Origin of the sequence: Kitasatospora sp. NPDC088351, assembly GCF_040685575.1 — a bacterium.
Lineage (GTDB): Bacteria > Actinomycetota > Actinomycetes > Streptomycetales > Streptomycetaceae > Kitasatospora.
This window is the reverse complement of the sequence record NZ_JBFBIL010000025.1, coordinates 57761-77857: the sequence shown is the minus strand read 5'-3', so window position 1 is coordinate 77857 and position 20097 is coordinate 57761. Positions and strand designations below refer to the sequence as shown.

The window sequence follows — 20097 nt, the reverse complement described above, 5'->3', positions numbered from 1 at the left end:
GCGGCGGCTCGGGCGGTGCCGACCGCGGCCCGGGCGACGAGCAGACCGGCGAGGCCGGCCGCGATGGTGCCCGAACGTTTCTGCGGGGGCGCGTGGTTTCGGACGTTTCTTTCGCAACGCGGGCGGCGTCAGAGCCGGCGCAGTGCTCCGCCGGTCTGGGTCATGCGTCCAAGGTTTGATCCACCGTTGCCATGAGCCTGCTTTATGGCGAGCCCCGAGCCCCGAGCCCCGGCCCGGCGACAGTCCCGCCCCGGCCCGCGTCCGGGGCGGGCATGCCGACGGGCCGGGGCCCGCGTGGGCCCCGCCCGTGGTGTGGTGAGCGACGGTCAGTACGTCTGGGCGGCGTTCTCGGCGAGGATCGAGCGCAGGCGGGTCGTCCGGGGCAGGGCCGGGCGCTCGGCGACGGCCTGCGGGAGCGCCGGACCGGCCGCGTGGACCACGGAGAGATGGCGCTCGCCGCGACCGAAGGCGGTGTAGACCCACTGCCGGGTGAGCGCCTGGGCCGCGTCGTCGGGCAGCACGACCACGGCGCCCGGCCAGCGGCGGCCGGCCGCCTGGTGGACGGTCAGCGCCCAACCGTGCCGCAGCCGGCCGGCCTCCGCGGGCGGGACGGTGCGCCGGGCGCCGTCGGCGTACTCCAGGTGCAGGCCGGCGGCGTCGCCGTCGAGCACCCGGGCCGGGCGGGTGATGCCGGGGGCGGGGGAGTCGACCACCCGGTCGCCCGGGTCGAAGCCTCCGAAGCGGCCGGGGCCGGGGTTGAGCCGGGCCTTCGCGGCGGCGTTGAGCGCCCGGGTGCCGGCGGTGCCGCCGTGGCCGGGGGTGAGCAGCACCACCTGCTCGGCGGGGATGCCGAGCGCGCGCGGAATGGAGTCGGTGAGCAGCTGGACGGCGCGATGGACGGCCTCGCCGCCGTCCTTGGCGGTCAGGATGACCACCTCCTTGTCGGGCGCCTCCACCGGCTGGAGTTCACCGATGCCGACGCCGGAGACCAGCTCGCCGATCGGGCCGAAGTCCGGGGTGCGGGAGGCCGTCGAGGGGCAGACCCGGGCGGCCAGCAGATCGGCGAAGAAGCGGCCCGGGCCGGCCGACCAGAGCTGACCCGGGTCACCGCTGAGGACCAGGCGGGTGCCGTCGGCCAGCGACTCCAGCAGGGTGGCGGCCAGTTCGACGTCCAGCAGCGGCGCGTCCAGGACGACGAGTACGTCCAGGGCGAGCGCGCCGTCCGAGGAGCGGCCGGGGCCGGACACCCCGGAGAGCAGCTCGGCCAGGGTGGCGACCGGCACCGGCGGGTGGTCGGCCGCGCCGTCGGCCGTGCCGCCCGTCGCGGTGACGAGCGCGGCGAAGCTGTCCCGGCCCTGGTCGGTCCAGGTGGCGGCCCAGGCGCGCAGCCCGAGGCCGGTGGCGGCGTTCAGCAGGGCGGCGGGTTCGGCCCGGGCGGCCTCGCCGCCGGTGTGGGTGACCAGGGCGCTTTCGGCCGCCGCGCGGATCAGGGCGGTCGCGGAGGACGAGGGCGCCGCCTCGGCGGCCGCCTCCCAGGCGGCCGGGCCGGGGGCGACGGGCTCCGGCGCGTCCTCCTCGGGCGCGTCCTCCGCCACCTCGTGGGCCTCCGCCACCTCGTGGGCCTCCGCTGCCTCGCTGGCCTCCGCCTCGCTGGCCTCCGCCTCGCTGGCCTCCGCCTCGCCCGCCTCCGCCTCGACGTCGATGTTCTCCCCGGGGGCAAAGGTGGACATCAGCCGGACCAGCCCGTCCGCCAGGCTCTCCTCCGCCAGCGCCAGCCGCTCCAGGGTGAGCAGCGTCCGGGTCGGCGGTTCGTCGTCCTCGTCGCCGCCGACGGCGGCCTGCGCCTCGGGCCCGGTCAGCTCCTCCTGGAAGGCCATCGCCCGGCCGTCCACCACCGCCGACTGCAGCGCGGTGGCGGAGTCCGGCAGACCGAGCCGGTCGAGCCCGGCCGCGACCTCGCCGATCTCCACGGCGGAGTGGCCGCGCAGCGCCGACTGCTCCAGCAGCCAGGGCACCAGCGCCTGGGCCCGGCGGGGGTCGCCAGGGCCGGCGGCGGGGCCGAGCAGGCCGCGGGCGAAGCCGTCCGCGTGCTCGGGGCGGACACCGGGCAGGGACAGCACCGCCCACGGATCGGCACGCAGCTGTTCGGCGGCGCCGTCGCCGAACTCGGCCACGGCGGCGGACGCGAGATCGGCGGGTGCGCCGCCCGCGGTCAGCACCTCGGCGGTGGCCCGCAGGGCCTGTGCCCGCTGCTCGTCCGTCACGGCGTGCGCCCGGGGCGGCGTCGGCCCGGCCGCCTCCGCCGGCGCGGTTCCACCGGCCGGGGCCGGGGCCGCCGCCACCGGAGTCGGGGACGACGGGCCCTGGGCCGCCGTGCCCTGGGCCGCCGTGCTCTGCGGCGCCGCGCTCGGCGAGGACGGGGCCTGCGAGGAGGAGGCCTGCGGTGCCGGGGCCTGCGGTGCCGGGGCCTGCGGTGCCGGGATTCCGGACGCCGGGCCGATCTGCTGCTTCCCGGTCGCCCCGATCGCCCGGATCGCCGCCGCCACCGCCGCGACGGCGGCCGCCTTGTCGCCGCGGTCCGCGCCCGCCTGGTCGCCGCCGTCCACGCCCGCCGAGGTCTCCTCCGGAGCGCCGTTCTCCGTGTCACTCATCGTTCGCTCCAAGAAAGGTCACTCCACTGCTGGCGCCGGGCCTCCGCCGCAGGCGCGGCCGGCGTGGTCGGGCCGGCCGTGCCGCGCGCGGCGGCCCGGTCGGTCAGGTCGGTCGATCGGTCGATTCAGTTGGTCGGTGAGCGGCCGGGAACAGGCGGACCGCACCCGGGCCGTTCTACAGCTCGGTCCACCCCTGGTCCGGGTACCGGTGCACCGGCGACGAGATGTCGTCGAGCGCACCACGGATCTCACCCGGAAGCGTAAGCGCCTCCACCGACAGTGCCGCCTGCAGCTGCGCCACCGTCCGGGCGCCGACCAGCGCGCTGGCCACCCCGGGCCGGTCCCGGACCCAGGCCAGGGCCACCGCGAGCGGGCTGCTGGCCAGCCCGTCGGCGGCGGTGGCGACGGCGTCCACGATCCGCCGCGAGCGCTCCCCGAGGTACGGCTGGACGAAGCCGGACAGGTACGGCGAGGCGCCGCGCGAGTCCTGCGGCACGCCGTGCCGGTACTTGCCGGTGAGCACGCCCCGCCCGAGCGGCGAGGAGGCGAGCACGCCCACGCCCGCGTCCCGGGCCGCGGGCAGTGCCTCGCGCTCGATGCCCCGCTGGAGCAGCGAGTACTCCAGCTGCGCCCCGGCCAGCGGCGTGCGGCCGTGGTGGGCGTGCTGCCAGGTGGCGGCCTTGGCCAGCTGCCAGCCGCTGTAGTCGCAGACGCCGACGTACCGGGCGCGCCCGGAGGCCACGGCGATGTCGAGGGCGCTGAGCGTCTCCTCCATCGGCGTCGCCGGGTCGAAGGCGTGCACCTGGAGGAGGTCCACGTAGTCGGTGCCGAGGCGGCGGAGCGAGGCGTCCAGGGCGGTGAGCAGGTGGCCGCGGGAGCCGTCGAAGCGGCGGCCGGACTCCGGGACGCTGCCCGCCTTGGTGGCGATGATCAGCTCGGAGCGGGGGATCAGGTTCTCGGTGAGCCGGGAGAGCAGGTACTCGGCGCCCCCGTCGGCGTACACATCGGCGGTGTCGACCAGGTTGCCGCCGGCGTCCACGAACTCCTTGAGCTGCTCGGCGGCCTCGTGCTCGTCGGTGTCGCGGCCCCAGGCCATGGTGCCGAGGCCGAGCCGGGAGACCTGCAGCCCGGTACGGCCGAGGTGACGCTTTTCCATCGGACGGGCCCTCCACTGGCCGGTAAACGTGCAGGTGGGGAGAGGCTTCTCCACGTCGGCTGAGCGTAGCGGCCGGTGCCCGGACAGATGGGCCGACCCGCAGAACGATCACTACTCGCCCGGCTCGCCCGAATGTGACCAGGCCCACGACTACCGGCCAGTAGCATGACCGCCGGGCGCACGGCTACCCTCGCGGACAACCCGACTGGAAGGCATGGCACATGCGACTGGGCATCAACCTCGGCTACTGGGGACTCGGCATGGACGCCGACAACATCGCGGTCGCCGAAGAGGCCGACCGGCTGGGCTACTCGGTCTGCTGGGCGGCCGAGGCGTACGGCTCGGACGCGGCCACCGTGCTGTCGTTCGTCGCGGCCAGGACCGAACGGATCGACGTCGGCTCGGCCATCTTCCAGATCCCGGCCCGCACCCCGGCGATGACCGCGATGACGGCGGCCACCCTGGACACCCTCTCCGGCGGCCGGTTCCGGCTCGGCCTGGGCGTCTCCGGGCCGCAGGTCTCCGAGGGCTGGTACGGCGTGAAGTTCGACAAGCCGCTGGCCCGCACCCGCGAGTACGTCGAGATCATCCGCAAGGCGATGTCCCGTGAGCGCCTGGTCCACGAGGGCGCCCACTGGACGCTGCCGCTGCCCGGCGGGCCCGGCAAGCCGATCAAGCTCACCGTGCACCCGGTGCGCGAGCACATCCCGCTGTACATCGCCGCGATCGGCCCGAAGAACCTGGAGCAGACCGGCGAGATCGCCGACGGCTGGCTCGGCATCTTCTTCTCGCCCGAGCACGCCGCGCTCTCCGTCGACCCGCTGCGGGCCGGCCGCGCCAGGACCGGTCAGAGCCTGGACGGCTTCGACCTCTGCCCGACCGTCACCATCGCGGTCGGCGAGGACGTCGCCGCGGGCGTCGACGCCCAGCGTTCGTACGCCGCGCTCTACATCGGCGGTATGGGCAGCAAGGAGAAGAACTTCTACAACCAGCTCGCCCGGCGGATGGGCTACGAGCAGGCGGCGGACGAGATCCAGCAGCGGTACCTCGCCAAGGACTACGCGGGCGCCGCCGCGGCCGTCCCGCACGACCTGATTGACGCCACCTCGCTGATCGGCGACACCGCCCGGATCGCGGACCGGATGCAGGCCTACGCCGACGCGGGCGTCACCACGCTCACCCTGGCCCCGTCCGGGTTCGGCCTGGACGAGCGGATCACGGCGCTGCGCACCGGCGTCGCGGCCCTGGAGCGCGCCGGGCTGGCCTGAGCCCGACCGCCCCGGCGCCGGCCGGGCCCGCCCCGGGGACTCGGGGCGGGCCCGGCCGGCCGCGCGCTACAGCCAGTCGTGCCGCTTGAACACCCGGTGCAGCACCACGCAGACCGCCACCATCAGCGACAGCGCCGCCGGGTACCCCCAGGGCTGGCGCAGCTCGGGCATGTCGGCGAAGTTCATCCCGTACACGCCCGCGATCATGGTCGGCACGGCGGCCAGCGCCGCCCAGGCCGAGATCTTCCGCATGTCGTTGTTCTGCTGCACGCTGACCTGCGCCAGGTTGGCGCTCAGGATGTCCGACAGCAGCCGGTCCATGCCGTCCACCTGGTCGTTGGCCCGGGCCAGGTGGTCGGCGACGTCCCGCAGGTACGGCAGCGCCCGGGGGGTGATGAACGGCACCCCGCCGCGTTCCAGCCGCAGCATCGGCTCCAGCAGCGGGCCGGTGGCCCGGCGGACCGTCATCAGCTGGCGCTTGTAGCCGTAGATCCGCCCGGCGTTGTCGCGGCCGACCCGGCCGGGGGCGAAGACGTCGGCCTCCAGCTCGTCCAGGTCGGCCTGGAGCCCGGTGGCGACGTCGGCGTACCCGTCCACCACCGTGTCGCAGACCGAGTGCAGCACCGCGCTCGGGCCGTACCGCAGCAGCTCAGGCTGCTCCTCCAGGCGGGCCCGCAGGCCGCTGAGCGGGCTGTCGGTGCCGTGGCGGACCGTCATCACGAAGTCCTCGCCGACGAAGACCATCACCTCGCCGCTGGTCACCGCGTGCCCGCCGGGGTGGTAGCCGAGCGTCTTGAGCGCCACGAACAGCGAGCCCTGGTAGGCCTCGATCTTGGGGCGCTGGTGCGCGCTGACGGCGTCCTCGACGGCCAGCGGGTGCAGCGAGAACTCCTTGCTGACCTGGTCGAGTTCCTCGGCGGTCGGCTCGAACAGGCCTATCCAGACGAAGCTGCCCCGGCCGGCCGCCCGCGCGGCGGCCAGGGCGCCGGTGTGGTCGGCGGGCGCCTCGATCCGGAGGCCGTCGCGGTAGATGGCGCAGTGGACGATCATGCGGGACATTCTGACCCCTGCACGGCCGTCGTGGGGCCACCTCGCCCCGGCCGTCGTACCGGTCCGGCCCCCGGCCGTCCCCGCCCGTCGTACCGGTCCGGGCCCGGAGCGGATCCCGGCCGGGAGGTCGTACGCTAGGCCCCATGCCCACCCTGCTGCTCGTCCGCCACGGCCGCTCCACCGCGAACACCGCCGGAATCCTGGCCGGTTGGACGCCCGGGGTGGACCTCGACGACACCGGGCGCGCCCAGGCCGCCACGCTGGCCGGCCGGCTCGCCGGCATCCCGCTGGCCCGGGTGGTCAGCAGCCCGCTGGACCGCTGCCGGCAGACCCTGGAGCCGCTGCTCGCCGCCCGGCCCGAGCTGGGCGCGCCCACCGAGGACGACCGCCTCGGCGAGTGCCACTACGGGGAGTGGACCGGCCGCCCGCTCGCCGAGCTGGCCGGGGAGCCGCTCTGGCGCACCGTCCAGGACCACGCTGCCGCGGCCGCCTTCCCCGGCGGGGAGTCGCTGCGTGAGCTGAGCCACCGTACGGTGAGCGCCGTCCGCGAGTGGAACGAGAAGATCGCCGCCGACCACGGCGGGGACGCGGTCTGGATCGCCTGCTCGCACGGCGACGTGATCAAGGCCGTGGTGGCCGACGCCCTCGGCCTGCACCTCGACCACTTCCAGCGGATCAGCGTCGAGCCCTGCTCGGTCACCGCGATCCGCTACACCCCGCAGCGGCCCTTCGTGCTGAGAATGGGCGACACCGGCGACCTCTCCTCGCTCGCCCCCGGAACGGGCGGCGGCCAGGGCGCTCCGGCCGGGGACGCGGTGGTCGGCGGCGCCACCGGCACCGCCTGAGGCCGGTCCCGCGGCCGGCCCGCCGTGGCCGGGTCCGCCCGCGGCGACCCGGCCGCCACCGCCCGGCCACCCGCCGGTCACCGACTCGGCTCCCCGGCCCCGGCCGGGAGGTCGTAGGGTGACTAGCGAGCCCCGCCACAGCCCAACCCATGACGTCATAACGATCCATACGATCGACTCGATCGACACGATCCGGAGCGAGAGCGTGCCCCGTCAGGTCTTCTTCTACGACCAGCCCGAACGGTTCGTGGCCGGCACCGTCGGCCAGCCCGGCGCCCGGGCGTTCTACCTGCAGGCCAGCGCCCGGGGGCGGATCACCAGCGTGCTGCTGGAGAAGACCCAGGTCGCCGCGCTCGCGGAGCGGATCGAGGAGGTCCTCGACGAGGCCCTGCGGCGCAGCGGCGGCGACGCCGCCATCCCGGCCGCCGCCCCGCAGGACCTGCTCGACACCGCGCCGCTCGACCTGCCACTGGAGCAGGAGTTCCGGGTCGGCACCATGGCCCTGGCCTGGGACAGCATCGACGGCTGCCTGGTGGTCGAGGCGCAGGCGGTGATCGAGGACGAGGAGGAGGACGGCGGGGACGCCGCCGAGGCGGTCTTCGAGGACGACGAGAAAGGCCCCGACATGCTGCGGGTGCGGCTCTCCGGCGCGATGGCCCGGGTGTTCGCCAAGCGGGCGCTGGACCTGGTCGCGGCCGGCCGCAAGCCCTGCCCGTTCTGCAACCTGCCGCTCGACCCGGAGGGCCACCTGTGCCCGCGCGCGAACGGTTACCGGCGCTGAACACCGAGACCCCGCCCGAGGCCGACCCGGCCGCCGCCGCGGCCCTGGCCGCCGACGTGCCCACCGCTCTGCTGCTGCTGCGCGAGGGCGAGCTGACCGTCCACGGCAGGCTCACCGACGCCTCCAACGCGGCGCTCTACTGCAGCGTCACGCTGGACTCGCTGACCGCGCAGGCCGTCTACAAGCCGGTCGCCGGTGAACGCCCGCTCTGGGACTTCCCGGACGGCACGCTGGCCGGCCGCGAGGTCGCCGCGTACGAGCTCGCCGCCGCCACCGGCTGGGCGCTGATACCGCCCACGGTGCTGCGCGAGGGCCCGTACGGGACGGGCATGGTGCAGCTCTGGGTCGAGCCGGACCCGGGCGCCGATCCGCTGCTCGCCCTCCAGGATCCGCGGGGCCCGGAGGCCGGCTGGCTGCCGATCGTCCGCGCGGAGGTCGGCGACGGCCGGACCGCGCTGCTGGTCCACCCCGACGACCGGCGGCTGCGCCGGATGGCGGTGCTGGACGCCGTCCTCAACAACGCCGACCGCAAGGGCGGTCATCTGATCGCCGCCGCCGACGGCCGGATCTACGGCATCGACCACGGTGTCACCTTCAACACCGAGGGCAAGCTGCGTACCCTGCTCTGGGGCTGGGCCGGGCAGCCGCTGCCCGACGAGGCGCTGGAGGTGCTGGCCGGGCTCGCCGAGCAGCTGGACGGTGCCCTCGGCGAGCGGCTCGCCCCGCACCTGACCGCGGCCGAACTCGCCGCCGCCCGCGCCCGGGTGGCCGAACTCCGCCGCACCGGCCGGCACCCGCTGCCGTCCGAGGAGTGGCCGTCCATCCCCTGGCCGCCGATCTGACCGCCCGTGCCCCGGGCCCGGTCCGGCCCGTCCCGCCGGGCGCACGACCGGCCGGACGGCACCTCAGTGGTCTGGACCGGTGGCGCGAGCGGCCGCAGACTGCTCCGATGGACGAGCGACGGACCACCCCCAACCCGCCGACCGCGCCCCACCGGACCGGCCGATGAGCGACACCCGCACGCTGGACCTGCCGATGCACCGTCTCCAGGTCCCGCTGCCGCACCTGCTGCCCTTCGCGATCGGCAGCTTCGACACCATCGGCCCGCTCTCCCGCGCGGGCTTCCCCCACCGGCACTCCTTCTACGAGATCGTCCTCGTCACCGGAGGCCGCGGTGCCCACGTGCTCGACCTGGTCCACCGGCCGCTGCGGCCGCCCCAGTTGTGCGTGATCGCGCCCGGCCAGGTGCACTACTGGGCGGACGCGGACGGTCTCACCGGACAGGTCGTGCTGTTCAACGAGGACTTCCTGTTCTCGCAGCCGAAGGACCTCACCGCGCTGCGCACCCTGGCCGCCCGGCCCGGTCTGCGGCTCGGTGAACAGGCCGGCGCCATCGGCGCGCTGCTGGCCGACATGGAGCACGAGTACCGGACCAGGGCGCCCGGTTACGCGGGTGTGCTGCGGGCGAGCCTGCACATCCTGATCGTCCGCGCGCTGCGGGCCGCGGTCCCCGGCGAGGGCGGTGCGGCGCCCGGCCGGTCGGCCGAACTGGCCTCCGCCTTCACCCGGTTGATCGGTCTGCCGGGCGGGGAGCAGCGCTCGGTGGCCTCCTGTGCGCAGGAGTTGGGCGTCTCGCCCGGCCATCTGCAGACTCTGGTCAAGCAGGTCACCGGCCGGACGCCGGGCCGGCTGATCCGCCAGCAGCAGACCCTGGAGGCCAAACGACTGCTGGCCTGCACCGATTTGACGATTCGTCAGGTTGCTCGGGAGGCCGGCTTCGGTGATCCGGCCTACTTCTGCCGCTTCTTCCGCCGGGAGACCGGGATGACGCCGGGGGAGTTCCGGGCCCGGGTCGGAGGAAATCACCACGATCCCCGGATCGCGTCCATCGCCGCGGCCCCGGACGCCCCGTAGGTTGACTGCTGGCCGCCGGTGGCCGGCCCGGTTCGTCCGGGCGACCGCCGGCCCGGTCCTTGTCATGCCCCCACCACGGCAAGGGTCGCCCACCCATCTCCAGTCCCACCCCCACGAAGGAGTCGGCGCATGCCCGCATCCGAAGAGCCCACCCCCGGGCCGGAGGGCCTGATCGACCGCCGGATCAGCCGCAAGACGGTCCTCAGGGCCGCCGCGGTGCTCGGCACCGCCCCGCTACTGGTCGGCGGCGGGGTCGCGCTGGCCCGCGACCGGGCCGGCACCGGCGAGGCGCCCGGCCTCACCCCCGCCTGCCACGACGGCGACGATCCCACCATCGAGCAGACCGAGGGCCCCTACTTCAAGCCCAACTCCCCGCTGCGGACCTCGCTGATCACCAACAGCACCCCCGGCACCCGGCTGACCGTCAGCGGCTACGTCTTCGGCCGGGCCTGCCTGCCGATCGCGGGCGTCCTGCTCGACTTCTGGCAGGCCGACGTCAACGGCGCCTACGACAACGTCGGGTTCACCTTCCGCGGCCACCAGTTCACCGACGCCCAGGGCGCGTTCAGCCTCACCACCATCGTCCCCGGCCTCTACCCGGGCCGCACCCGGCACATCCACGTGAAGCTCCAGGCGCCCGGCCGCCCGGTGCTCACCACCCAGCTCTACTTCCCGGGTGAGCCGCGCAACAGCACCGACACCATCTACGACGCGCGGCTGCTGATGAACGTCCGCCAGGTCGGCTCGGCGAAGGAGGGCACCTACGACTTCGTCCTGAACGTCCCGCAGACACCCACCACCCCGCCGACCAGCCCGGGCCCCAGCACCACGCCCACCACGCCCCCGACCACCCCGCCCGGCGGCAGCTGGACCGTGGGCACGCTCTACAACGCGGGCGACCGCGTCACCTACTCCGGCGTCTCCTACCAGTGCCTCCAGGGGCACACCGCCGTCACCGGCTGGGAGCCGCCGAACGTGCCGGCCCTCTGGAAGCGGCTGTAGCGGCTCCGGCCGCCTCCCCCGAGGAGCCGGGCGCCCGGTCGGCGGCAGGGTCGGCCGGGCGCTCACCGCCGGGGTGTACGGCCCCGTTCGGACCGGGTCAAGAGCCGGTCCGTATCAGTCGGGAAGCGCTCAGGCAACGCCTGGAAGCGAATCCAGTCGATCTTGCGTACTGGTTAGGCTTTCAAATGTTCGCGAGGTTAAAGTCAGTTCCATGCATGCCTGGCCCGCCTCCGAGGTTCCCGCCCTGCCTGGTCAGGGGCTCCCCCTTCGTATCCACGACACCGCAGCGGGCTGTATCCGGGAGGTCGTGCCGCAGGACGGCACCGCCCGGATCTACGTCTGCGGCATCACGCCCTACGACGCGACCCACATGGGCCACGCCGCCACCTACAACGCCTTCGACCTGGCGCAGCGAGTGTGGAAGGACGCCGGCCACGACGTCCTGTACGTGCAGAACGTCACCGACGTGGACGACCCGCTGCTGGAGCGCGCCGTCGCCACCGGCCAGGACTGGACGGAGCTCGCCGAGCGCGAGACGGCCCTGTTCCGCGAGGACATGACCGCCCTGCGGCTGCTCCCGCCGGCCCACTACATCGGCGCCGTGGAGTCGATCCCGTGGATCGTCCCGCTGGTCCAGAAGCTGCTGGCGAGCGGAGCCGCCTACGAGGTGGACGGCGACATCTACTTCTCGGTCGAGTCCGACCCGCACTTCGGCGAGGTCTCCGGCCTCACCCCCGAGGCCATGCGGCCGGTCTTCGCCGAACGCGGCGGCGACCCGGACCGCCCGGGCAAGCGCAACCCGCTCGACGCCCTGCTCTGGCTCTCCGCCCGCCCGGGCGAGCCCGCCTGGGACACCGAGCTCGGCCACGGCCGCCCCGGCTGGCACATCGAGTGCGTCGCCATCGCCCTGCGCTACCTCGGCATGTCCTTCGACATCCAGGGCGGCGGCAGCGACCTCTCCTTCCCGCACCACGAGATGGGCGCCGCCCACGCCCAGGTCGCCACCGGCCACCACCCGTACGCCAAGGCGTACGTGCACGCCGGCATGGTCGGCCTGGACGGGCACAAGATGTCCAAGTCCCGCGGCAACCTGGTCTTCGTCTCGGCGCTGCGCCGTGAGGGCGTCGACCCGGCGGCGATCCGCCTCGCCCTGCTCTCGCACCACTACCGCGAGGACTGGGAGTGGACGAAGGGCACCCTGGACGAGGCCGTGGAGCGCCTGGCCCGCTGGCGCGCGGCGGTCTCCCGCCCGGACGGCCCGCCGGCGGAGGCGCTGCTCGCCGCGGTCCGCGAGGCGCTCGCGCACGACCTGGACGCGCCCGCCGCGCTGGCCGCCGTCGACCGCTGGGCCGCCCTCCAGGACGCCGAGGGCGGGACGGACATCGGCGCGCCCGGCCTGGTCTCGCGCACCGTGGACGCCCTGCTCGGCGTCGCGCTCTGAGGCGTGCCGGACAAGCCGTAGGCGCGGCCCGGCCGCGACGGTCGAAGGGGCGTCAGGACCACTGGTCCTGACGCCCCTTCGGCATGCCGTAAGCCCGTCCACCCGTCCACCCGGGCGGACGCGTCAGTCGTCCTCGCCGCCGTCCTGGCTCTCCCGGGCGCCCGGCGCCTCGGGGTCGTTCGGCCGTTCCGCCGTGGTCGCGTGCCCGGCGATGGGCTTCTCGCCCGTCGGGCCGACGTTCTCCCGGCGGCGCAGATAGCGCTCGAACTCCCGGGCGATCGCGTCGCCCGAGGCCTCCGGCAGCTCGGCGGTGTCCTGCGCCTCCTCCAGCTGCTGGACGTACTCGGCCACCTCGCTGTCCTCGGCGGCGAGCTGGTCCACGCCGAGCTGCCAGGCCCGGGCGTCCTCGCCGAGCTCGCCCGGCGGGATGCGCAGGTCCAGCAGGTCCTCCAGCTTGTTGATCAGCGCCAGGGTCGCCTTGGGGTTCGGCGGCTGCGCGACGTAGTGCGGCACCGCCGCCCAGAGCGTGACGGCCGGCACACCGGCGTGCGCGCAGGCCTCCTGCAGCACCCCGACGATCCCGGTGGGCCCCTCGTAGCGGCTCTCCTCCAGGTCCAGCCGGCGGGCCAGCTCCGGGTCGGAGGTCACCCCGCTGACCGGCACCGGGCGGCTGTGCGGGGTGTCGCCGAGCAGCGCGCCCAGGATCACCACCAGCTCGGCGCCCAGCTCGTGCGCGAAGCCGAGCAGCTCGTTGCAGAACGAGCGCCAGCGCATGCTGGGCTCGATACCGCGCACCAGGACGATGTCCCGGGTCTTGGGCTCCGTCACCCGGATCACCGAGAGCCGGGTGGTGGGCCAGGTGATCCGGCGGATGCCGCCGTCCAGCCAGACCGTCGGCCGGTTGACCTGGAAGTCGTAGTAGTCCTCCGCGTCCAGGGCGGCGAACACCTTGCCGCCCCAGGTCTCGTCCAGATGTGCCAGAGCCGCGGAGGCGGCGTCGCCCGCGTCGTTCCAGCCCTCGAAGGCGCAGACCATCACCGGGTCGATCAACTCGGGAACATCTTCCAGCTCGATCACCCAGTGTCTCCCTCCGGTCGGCGGACGGCCGTGCACCGCCCCGGCTGGCCTGCCGGGGCGCCGACGGGCCGGCTGCCGACTGTCGAACCTCTCGTCACCGATGGAACGCCTCGCTCCATGGTCCCTACCTGCCCAGCCTACGGGCTTTGATGCGCGGCACGGCCGGGCACCGGGACAGTCTGGGGGAGCGGGGCGCCATGATCCAGCGGATATCCGCAGGGCGCCGACGGCAGCCGCCGGCCGCCGTGTCTACCGGGGCCCGGTGGCGGCCGTGACGGCCGGGAGATAGCCGAGGGACTGGCCCTCGGAGGTGGGGTGGAAGGACTCCCAGAGCCTGGTCAGCACGATTCCGGTGATCCACTCCCGCCCCGCGCCCGCGCAGACGCCGTGGCCCTCGAACGGTGCCCGGACGTCCGCGAAGGCGAAGCCCCGGGCTTCGGCCTGACGGTTGATCAGCTCGTCGAGCCCGTCGGTGAGCGCGTTGAACCGCTGCCGGCGGGCGTCGGTGCCGATCAGGCAGGTGGTGCCGGTCCGCAGCAGGTGCGGGTAGCCGGTGACCACCACCCGGGCGGCCGGGGCGGCGGCCCGGACGCCGTCGTAGAGGGCGGAGAGCCGGTCGGGCAGCTCCTCGCGCAGCCGGCGCTCGGACTCGTCCAGCGCCTTGTCGCAGCGGCCGTCGGTGGTGAGCGGCTGCAGGCAGCTCCCGGCGGCGTCGGCGAAACCGAGGTCGTTGCCGCCGACGGTGAGGGTCACCACGGTGGTGTCGGCCCCGACCTTCGGCAGCTGGTCGCGCTGGACGTCCGCCGTGGTGGCCCCGGCGCACGCGGCGGCCAGGACGTCGGTGGCACCGTGGTCGGCGGCCCAGAGCGCGGGGTAGGCGCGGGCGCTGCGGTGGCAGTCGCCGCTGTCCTGTTCGTAGGGGCCGGCCGCGACCCCGGCGGCGTAGGAGTCGCCCAGTGCGGCGTACCGGGGCGGGGTGTCGACGGTGTACCCGCCGGCCGCGTGGGCGGGCACGGCGACACAGAGGGCGAGGAGCGGGGCGGCGGCCAGGGCGGCCGGCGGGCGGTGGCGCTGCACGGCGGTTCTCCGGGGGTCCGACGGCCGGGCGCGGTCCGCCTCGACCCGTCAGGCACGGATCGTAGCCGAACCATGACGCATCGTCACATCCCGCCCTGGTGGCGCCACCTCCCGGTCGGGGGCGCCACGATCCACCGCCGGCCGGGGCGGGCGCGGTTCAGCGCACCCAGCCGCGCCGGTAGGAGTCCCAGTGCTCCGGGGTGGCGGCGAAGTCCACGTACAGCGCGACGCCGAAGTTCTGCCGCCGCAGGTCCTGCCGGCCGAGGCCGAGCCGGACGCCGCGCACGGCGGCGTCGACCGTCTCGGCCTTGCCCCAGTGGCCCCACTTGTCCTCCCAGAAGAACGGCAGGCCCATCAGCAGGTCCACGTCCTCCGGGGTGGCCTCCAGCGCGAGCTCGGTCTGCAGGGCGACGTAGCCGCCGAACAGGGGCTCGGTCGGCATGCTGGAGTCGTAGGTCATCACCGCGATCTGGTCGACCCGGCGGGCGGTCTCGGCGAAGTAGGCCCGGTCCCACCACTTGCCGTGGTCGGTGAGCAGGATCCCGGCGGTGTGCAGCCCGGGTACCGGGTCGATCTGCGGGGCGGCGACCGACAGCTGCGCGCCGCGCCCGGAGGTCACCTCGCCGACCTGGTCGAGCAGCGAGAGCCAGCCGGCCGAGCCGGGGCGGATCGGCTCCATGTCGAAGTGCACCCCGTCGAAGCCGAGGTCGAGCACCTGGCGGGCGGAGGCGGTGACCCGGTCCCGGGTGGCGGCGTCCTCCAGGTCCAGGGCGTCCTTCTCGGGCTTGACCTCGTCGCCGAGCCAGCTCTGCAGCCGGATCCGCGGCATCGCCCGGTGCACGGCGTCGGTGAACCAGCGGGCCCTCGGGTGGACGGACGGCGGCAGCGAGCCGTCGTGCTCCAGCGGGCCGGTGTGGACGTACAGGTCGCGGATGCCGGTGCCGGCGAGCCGGGCGGCGAGTGCGGCGATGTCCTCCTCGGTCTTGCGGCCGTCCACCCAGGCGTGCCCCAGCCAGACCGCGTCCCGGCCCCGGGTGCGGGCCTCGGGGGAGGCGTCCCCGGTGTACTGCAGCCGCAGGGCCAGCGCCCCCGCGCCGATCGACGCCACCGGTACGGTCAGCGCGACCAGCACCACCGCGAGTGATCTGCGCCACCGCGACCAGCCGCGCCACCTGGTCCGGAGGGCCCGGAACGGTACCCCCAGGATTGTTCCCGCCCGCCGAATGCCTGTCCGGAACTTGGCCATGCAGTTGCTCCCCCCTTGCGGCAGAGCGCTCAGGATACGGAATGCCCACCGGCTCGCGCCGTGGGCCGGATACCCTGGCCACGTGCGTCCCCGAGTCAGCGGGGCCGCAAAGCCGACAGCCGTCGCACCCAGGGAGAAGCCCCATGGCCACTGCAGCCGACCCGTCCATCACTCAGCAGAGCCGCGCGAACGCGCTGCGCGAGGCGCTCGCCACCCGGGTGGTGGTAGCCGACGGAGCGATGGGCACCATGCTCCAGGCGCAGGACCCGAGCCTGGAGGACTTCCAGAACCTGGAAGGCTGCAACGAAGTCCTGAACGTCACCCGCCCCGACATCGTGCGCTCGGTCCACGACGCGTACTTCGCGGTCGGCGTGGACTGCGTGGAGACCAACACCTTCGGCGCCAACTTCTCGGCGCTCGGCGAGTACGACATCCCCGACCGGATCTTCGAGCTGTCCGAGTCCGGCGCCAGGATCGCCCGTGAGGCCGCCGACGCGCACACCGACGGCCGGGTCCGCTGGGTGCTCGGCTCGATCGGCCCCGGCACCAAGCTGCCGACGCTCGGCCACGCCCCGTACGAGACGCTGCGGGACGGTTTCCAGCTGAACGCGGCCGGCCTGATCGCCGGCGGTGCCGACGCGCTGCTGGTGGAGACCAGCCAGGACCTGCTCCAGACCAAGGCCGCCATCCTCGGCTCCAAGCGGGCGCTCGCCGAGGCCGGCCTCGATCTGCCGGTGCTGGTCCAGGTGACCGTGGAGACCACCGGCACCATGCTGCTGGGCTCGGAGATCGGCGCCGCGCTGACCGCGCTGGAGCCGCTCGGCGTGGACTACATCGGCCTGAACTGCGCCACCGGCCCGGCCGAGATGAGCGAGCACCTGCGCTACCTGGCCAAGAACGCGAAGATCGGCCTCTCCTGCATGCCGAACGCGGGCCTGCCGGTGCTGGGCAAGGACGGCGCCCACTACCCGCTGTCCCCGGCCGAGCTGGCCGAGGCGCACGACGTCTTCACCCGCGAGTACGGCCTCTCGCTGGTCGGCGGCTGCTGCGGCACCACGCCCGAGCACCTGCGCCAGGTGGTCGAGCGGGTCCAGGGCCGTCCGATCGCCTCGCGCGACCCGCGCCCGGAGCCCTCGGCGGCCTCGCTGTACCAGGCGGTGCCGTTCCGCCAGGACACCTCGTACCTGGCGATCGGCGAGCGGACCAACGCCAACGGCTCGAAGAAGTTCCGCGAGTCGATGCTGGCCGGCGACTGGCAGGCCTGTGTGGAGATCGCCCGCGACCAGATCCGCGACGGCTCCCACCTGCTGGACCTCTGCGTGGACTACGTCGGCCGCGACGGCGTCGCCGACATGAAGGAGATCGCCGGCCGGCTGGCCACCGCCTCCACCCTGCCGATCGTGCTGGACTCCACCGAGCCGGACGTGCTGCGCGCGGGCCTGGAGGCGCTCGGCGGCCGCGCCCTGCTCAACTCGGTCAACTACGAGGACGGCGACGGCCCGGACACCCGGTTCGGGCGGATCGCCTCGCTGGCCCGCGAGCACGGTGCGGGCCTGATCGCCCTCACCATCGACGAGGAGGGCCAGGCCCGCACCGCCGAGACCAAGGTCGCCATCGCCGAGCGGCTGATCGCCCAGCTCACCACCGAGTACGGCATCGACGAGGGCTCGATCCTGGTCGACTGCCTGGCCTTCACCCTGGGCACCGGCCAGGAGGAGTCCCGCCGGGACGGCGTCGAGACCATCGAGGCGATCCGCGAGCTCAAGCGCCGCCACCCGGACGTGCAGACCACCCTGGGCCTGTCCAACATCTCCTTCGGGCTGAGCCCGGCCGCCCGCATGGTGATCAACTCGGTCTTCCTGAACGAGTGCGTCGAGGCGGGCCTGGACTCCGCGATCGTGCACGCCTCCAAGATCCTGCCGATGGCCCGGATCCCCGAGGACCAGCGCGAGGTCGCCCTCGACCTGGTCTACGACCGCCGCAGCGAGGGCTACGACCCGCTGCAGAAGCTGCTCCAGCTCTTCGAGGGCGTCTCCTCGACCTCGATGAAGGCGTCCAAGGCGGAGGAGCTGGCGGCGCTGCCGCTGGAGGAGCGCCTCCAGCGCCGGATCATCGACGGCGAGCGCAACGGCCTGGAGGCCGACCTGGACGAGGCGCTGACGGAGCGTCCGGCGCTGGAGATCGTCAACAGCACGCTGCTGGCCGGCATGAAGGTGGTCGGCGAGCTGTTCGGCTCCGGCCAGATGCAGCTGCCGTTCGTGCTGCAGTCCGCCGAGGTGATGAAGACCGCGGTGGCCCACCTGGAGCCGCACATGGAGAAGTCCGACGACGAGGGCAAGGGCACCATCGTGCTGGCCACCGTCAAGGGCGACGTCCACGACATCGGCAAGAACCTGGTCGACATCATCCTGTCCAACAACGGCTACAACGTGGTCAACCTGGGCATCAAGCAGCCGGTCTCGGCGATCCTGGACGCCGCCCAGGAGCACCGGGCGGACGTGATCGGGATGTCCGGCCTGCTGGTGAAGTCCACCGTGATCATGAAGGAGAACCTGGAGGAGCTGAACCAGCGCAAGCTGGCGGCCGACTACCCGGTGATCCTCGGCGGCGCCGCGCTCACCCGCGCCTACGTCGAGCAGGACCTGCACGAGATCTACGAGGGCGAGGTCCGCTACGCCCGGGACGCCTTCGAGGGCCTGCGGCTGATGGACGCGCTGATCGCGGTCAAGCGCGGTGTGCCCGGCGCGACCCTGCCGGAGCTCAAGCAGCGCCGGCACGCCCGCACCGAGGTCGTGGAGGAGCCCGAGACCAACCTCGGCCAGGTCCGCTCGGACGTCGCCGTCGACAACACCGTCCCCACCCCGCCGTTCTGGGGCGACCGGATCGTCAAGGGCGTGCCGTTCGCCGACTACGCCTCCTGGCTGGACGAGGACGCGCTGTTCAAGGGCCAGTGGGGCCTCAAGGCGGCGCGCAGCGGCGAAGGGCCCTCGTACGAGGAGCTGGTGGAGACCGAGGGCCGGCCGCGGCTGCGGATGTGGCTGGACCGGCTGCAGACCGAGGGCTGGCTGGAGGCGGCCGTGGTCTACGGCTACTACCCGGCCAACTCCAAGGGCGACGACCTGATCGTCTTCAACGAGGACGGCAGCGAGCGCACCCGCTTCACCTTCCCGCGCCAGCGGCGCGGGCGGCGGCTCTGCCTGGCGGACTTCTTCCGCCCCGAGGAGTCGGGCGTCAAGGACGTGGTGGGCCTGCAGGTGGTCACCATGGGCAACCGGATCTCCGAGGCGGCGAACGAGCTGTTCGCCAACAACTCCTACCGGGACTACCTGGAGCTGCACGGCCTCTCCGTGCAGCTGGCCGAGGCGCTGGCCGAGTTCTGGCACGCCCGGGTCCGCTACGAGCTGGGCTTCTCCGGCGAGGACCCGCAGGACGTCAAGGACATGTTCGCGCTGAAGTACCGGGGCGCCCGGTTCTCGCTCGGCTACGGGGCCTGCCCGGAGCTGGAGGACCGCGCCAAGATCGCCGAGCTGCTGCGGCCGGAGCGGATCGGCGTGGTGCTCTCCGAGGAGTTCCAGCTGCACCCGGAGCAGTCCACCGACGCGATCGTGATCCACCACCCCGAGGCCAAGTACTTCAACGCCCGGTAACCCGGAGGCTGCGCAGCGTTCGCTCTTTTCGGGTGGGCGGGGCGTATCCTGGATCATCCTGAACGGGCCGGTCCGCTCACCAGCGGGCCGGCCCGTGCCATCCCCAGGGGCCTGCCCCGGGGCACGGACGGAAGGATCCCCGCCATGACGACCATCTCCACCACCACCCGCGCCCTCGACCACGGCCGGGGCCTGCAGGCGGTGCTGCTGGACATGGACGGGACCCTGGTGGACACCGAGGACTTCTGGTGGCAGGCCGAGGCCTCGCTCTTCGCCGAGCTGGGCTACGCGCTGGACGAGAACGACCGCGCCCATGTGGTCGGCGGCCCGATGACCCGGGTGATCGACTACCTGCTGGCCGCCACCGGCGTGGACCTCTCGCCGGCCGACCTGACCGTCCTGATCAACCAGCGCTTCGTGGATCTGCTGGCGGGCGGCGTGCCGCTCATGCCCGGCGCCGAACGGCTTCTCAACACCCTTGCCGCGCACGGGGTTCCGGCCGCCCTGGTGTCGGCCTCGCAGCGGCACATCATCGACATCGTGCTGCGGTCGCTGGGCGCCCACCACTTCGCCTTCACGGTCGCCGGGGACGAGGTGCCGCGCACCAAGCCGTACCCGGACCCGTACCTGGAGGCGGCGCGGCGGTTCGGCGCGGAGCCGGGCCGCTGTGTGGTGGTCGAGGACGCGCCGACCGGGGTGCGCTCGGCCGAGGCGGCCGGCTGCCCGGTGATCGCGGTGCCCTCGGTGGCGGTGATCGAGCCCGCCCCCGGGCGGCTGGTGCTGCCCTCGCTGGAGCACATCGATCTTGAACTGCTCCGCTCGCTGGTCACCTCGCGAGTGTGATTGTCGTCTCATTGCACATGGGGCTTACCGGCCGGTAAGCGATCGGAACCGGCCAGTCGACCCGGGTGTCCGGGGAGAAAACGGTCATTGACTGACAAC

At 74.0% G+C, this 20097-nt stretch carries 15 protein-coding genes; 9 read left to right on the top strand and 6 right to left on the bottom strand.

The genetic code is table 11. The features are described 5' to 3' along the window. Nucleotides 1-326: 326 nt before the first annotated feature. Together AB0P06_RS19335 and AB0P06_RS19330 are read right to left on the bottom strand one after the other, a co-directional pair. Nucleotides 327-2651, bottom strand: a complete 2325-nt coding sequence (locus AB0P06_RS19335) for an AAA family ATPase (RefSeq protein WP_363608813.1) — start codon at nt 2649-2651, stop codon at nt 327-329. A gap of 175 nt (nt 2652-2826) precedes the next feature. Beyond that, nucleotides 2827-3807, bottom strand: coding sequence for an aldo/keto reductase (locus AB0P06_RS19330; protein WP_363608811.1), 981 nt, complete (start codon nt 3805-3807; stop codon nt 2827-2829). Between the two features lie 221 nt (nt 3808-4028). Here AB0P06_RS19330 and AB0P06_RS19325 point away from each other — a divergent pair, with 221 nt between their 5' ends. Further along, nucleotides 4029-5075, top strand: a complete 1047-nt coding sequence (locus tag AB0P06_RS19325; RefSeq protein WP_363608809.1) for an LLM class F420-dependent oxidoreductase — start codon at nt 4029-4031, stop codon at nt 5073-5075. Between the two features lie 66 nt (nt 5076-5141). On the opposite strand, the gene AB0P06_RS19320 is transcribed toward AB0P06_RS19325, so the two are convergent. Next, the gene (locus tag AB0P06_RS19320) at nt 5142-6134 is read right to left on the bottom strand and encodes a magnesium and cobalt transport protein CorA (protein WP_363608807.1); all 993 of its coding nucleotides are present in this window, start codon (nt 6132-6134) and stop codon (nt 5142-5144) included. 134 nt (nt 6135-6268) lie between these two features. Between AB0P06_RS19320 and AB0P06_RS19315 the strand changes: the two genes are divergently transcribed. From AB0P06_RS19315 to mshC, 6 genes are all read left to right on the top strand, one after another. After that, on the top strand, nt 6269-6970 hold the full coding sequence (locus tag AB0P06_RS19315; RefSeq protein ID WP_363608805.1) for a histidine phosphatase family protein: 702 nt from the start codon (nt 6269-6271) through the stop codon (nt 6968-6970). A 205-nt stretch (nt 6971-7175) separates the two neighbouring features. After that, nucleotides 7176-7751 (top strand): DUF3090 domain-containing protein, encoded by a 576-nt coding sequence (locus AB0P06_RS19310; RefSeq protein WP_363608803.1) that lies wholly within the window; start codon nt 7176-7178, stop codon nt 7749-7751. Between the two features lie 44 nt (nt 7752-7795). Further along, the gene (locus tag AB0P06_RS19305; protein ID WP_363608851.1) at nt 7796-8593 is read left to right on the top strand and encodes an SCO1664 family protein; all 798 of its coding nucleotides are present in this window, start codon (nt 7796-7798) and stop codon (nt 8591-8593) included. Between the two features lie 163 nt (nt 8594-8756). Further along, nucleotides 8757-9665, top strand: a complete 909-nt coding sequence (locus tag AB0P06_RS19300) for a helix-turn-helix domain-containing protein (RefSeq protein ID WP_363608801.1) — start codon at nt 8757-8759, stop codon at nt 9663-9665. 129 nt (nt 9666-9794) lie between these two features. Continuing rightward, complete coding sequence (locus AB0P06_RS19295) at nt 9795-10667, top strand: carbohydrate-binding protein (protein WP_363608799.1); 873 nt, start codon at nt 9795-9797, stop codon at nt 10665-10667. A 211-nt stretch (nt 10668-10878) separates the two neighbouring features. Next, nucleotides 10879-12108 carry a cysteine--1-D-myo-inosityl 2-amino-2-deoxy-alpha-D-glucopyranoside ligase gene (gene mshC / locus AB0P06_RS19290; RefSeq protein ID WP_363608797.1) on the top strand — a complete coding sequence of 410 codons (1230 nt, stop codon included), beginning with the start codon at nt 10879-10881 and terminating at the stop codon, nt 12106-12108. A 123-nt stretch (nt 12109-12231) separates the two neighbouring features. Here mshC and AB0P06_RS19285 read toward each other — a convergent pair whose 3' ends face one another. The 3 genes from AB0P06_RS19285 to AB0P06_RS19275 all read right to left on the bottom strand — a co-directional run bounded on the left by AB0P06_RS19285 (nt 12232) and on the right by AB0P06_RS19275 (nt 15394). Beyond that, nucleotides 12232-13185 carry a PAC2 family protein gene (locus AB0P06_RS19285; RefSeq protein WP_363608795.1) on the bottom strand — a complete coding sequence of 318 codons (954 nt, stop codon included), beginning with the start codon at nt 13183-13185 and terminating at the stop codon, nt 12232-12234. 249 nt (nt 13186-13434) lie between these two features. Beyond that, nucleotides 13435-14262, bottom strand: a complete 828-nt coding sequence (locus tag AB0P06_RS19280) for an SGNH/GDSL hydrolase family protein (protein WP_363608793.1) — start codon at nt 14260-14262, stop codon at nt 13435-13437. 157 nt (nt 14263-14419) lie between these two features. Beyond that, on the bottom strand, nt 14420-15394 hold the full coding sequence (locus tag AB0P06_RS19275) for a hypothetical protein (RefSeq protein WP_363608791.1): 975 nt from the start codon (nt 15392-15394) through the stop codon (nt 14420-14422). A 257-nt stretch (nt 15395-15651) separates the two neighbouring features. Here AB0P06_RS19275 and metH point away from each other — a divergent pair, with 257 nt between their 5' ends. Both metH and AB0P06_RS19265 read left to right on the top strand, forming a co-directional pair. After that, nucleotides 15652-19155: a methionine synthase gene (gene metH / locus AB0P06_RS19270; protein ID WP_363608789.1), complete on the top strand. Its 3504-nt coding sequence runs from the start codon at nt 15652-15654 to the stop codon at nt 19153-19155. Nucleotides 19156-19299: 144 nt separating this feature from the next. Further along, a complete protein-coding gene (locus AB0P06_RS19265; RefSeq protein WP_363608787.1) occupies nt 19300-19998 on the top strand; it encodes an HAD family phosphatase in 699 nt (232 codons plus the stop codon). Nucleotides 19999-20097: the final 99 nt, after the last annotated feature.

What these genes read in the sequence shown, in the direction of transcription:
- AB0P06_RS19335 (WP_363608813.1), bottom strand. Translation starts at nt 2,651, where the DNA reads ATGAGTGACACGGAGAACGGCGCTCCGGAGGAGACCTCGGCGGGCGTG.
- mshC (WP_363608797.1), top strand. Translation starts at nt 10,879, where the DNA reads ATGCATGCCTGGCCCGCCTCCGAGGTTCCCGCCCTGCCTGGTCAGGGG.
- AB0P06_RS19295 (WP_363608799.1), top strand. Translation starts at nt 9,795, where the DNA reads ATGCCCGCATCCGAAGAGCCCACCCCCGGGCCGGAGGGCCTGATCGAC.
- AB0P06_RS19320 (WP_363608807.1), bottom strand. Translation starts at nt 6,134, where the DNA reads ATGTCCCGCATGATCGTCCACTGCGCCATCTACCGCGACGGCCTCCGG.
- metH (WP_363608789.1), top strand. Translation starts at nt 15,652, where the DNA reads ATGGCCACTGCAGCCGACCCGTCCATCACTCAGCAGAGCCGCGCGAAC.
- AB0P06_RS19300 (WP_363608801.1), top strand. Translation starts at nt 8,757, where the DNA reads ATGAGCGACACCCGCACGCTGGACCTGCCGATGCACCGTCTCCAGGTC.
- AB0P06_RS19265 (WP_363608787.1), top strand. Translation starts at nt 19,300, where the DNA reads ATGACGACCATCTCCACCACCACCCGCGCCCTCGACCACGGCCGGGGC.
- AB0P06_RS19315 (WP_363608805.1), top strand. Translation starts at nt 6,269, where the DNA reads ATGCCCACCCTGCTGCTCGTCCGCCACGGCCGCTCCACCGCGAACACC.
- AB0P06_RS19330 (WP_363608811.1), bottom strand. Translation starts at nt 3,807, where the DNA reads ATGGAAAAGCGTCACCTCGGCCGTACCGGGCTGCAGGTCTCCCGGCTC.
- AB0P06_RS19325 (WP_363608809.1), top strand. Translation starts at nt 4,029, where the DNA reads ATGCGACTGGGCATCAACCTCGGCTACTGGGGACTCGGCATGGACGCC.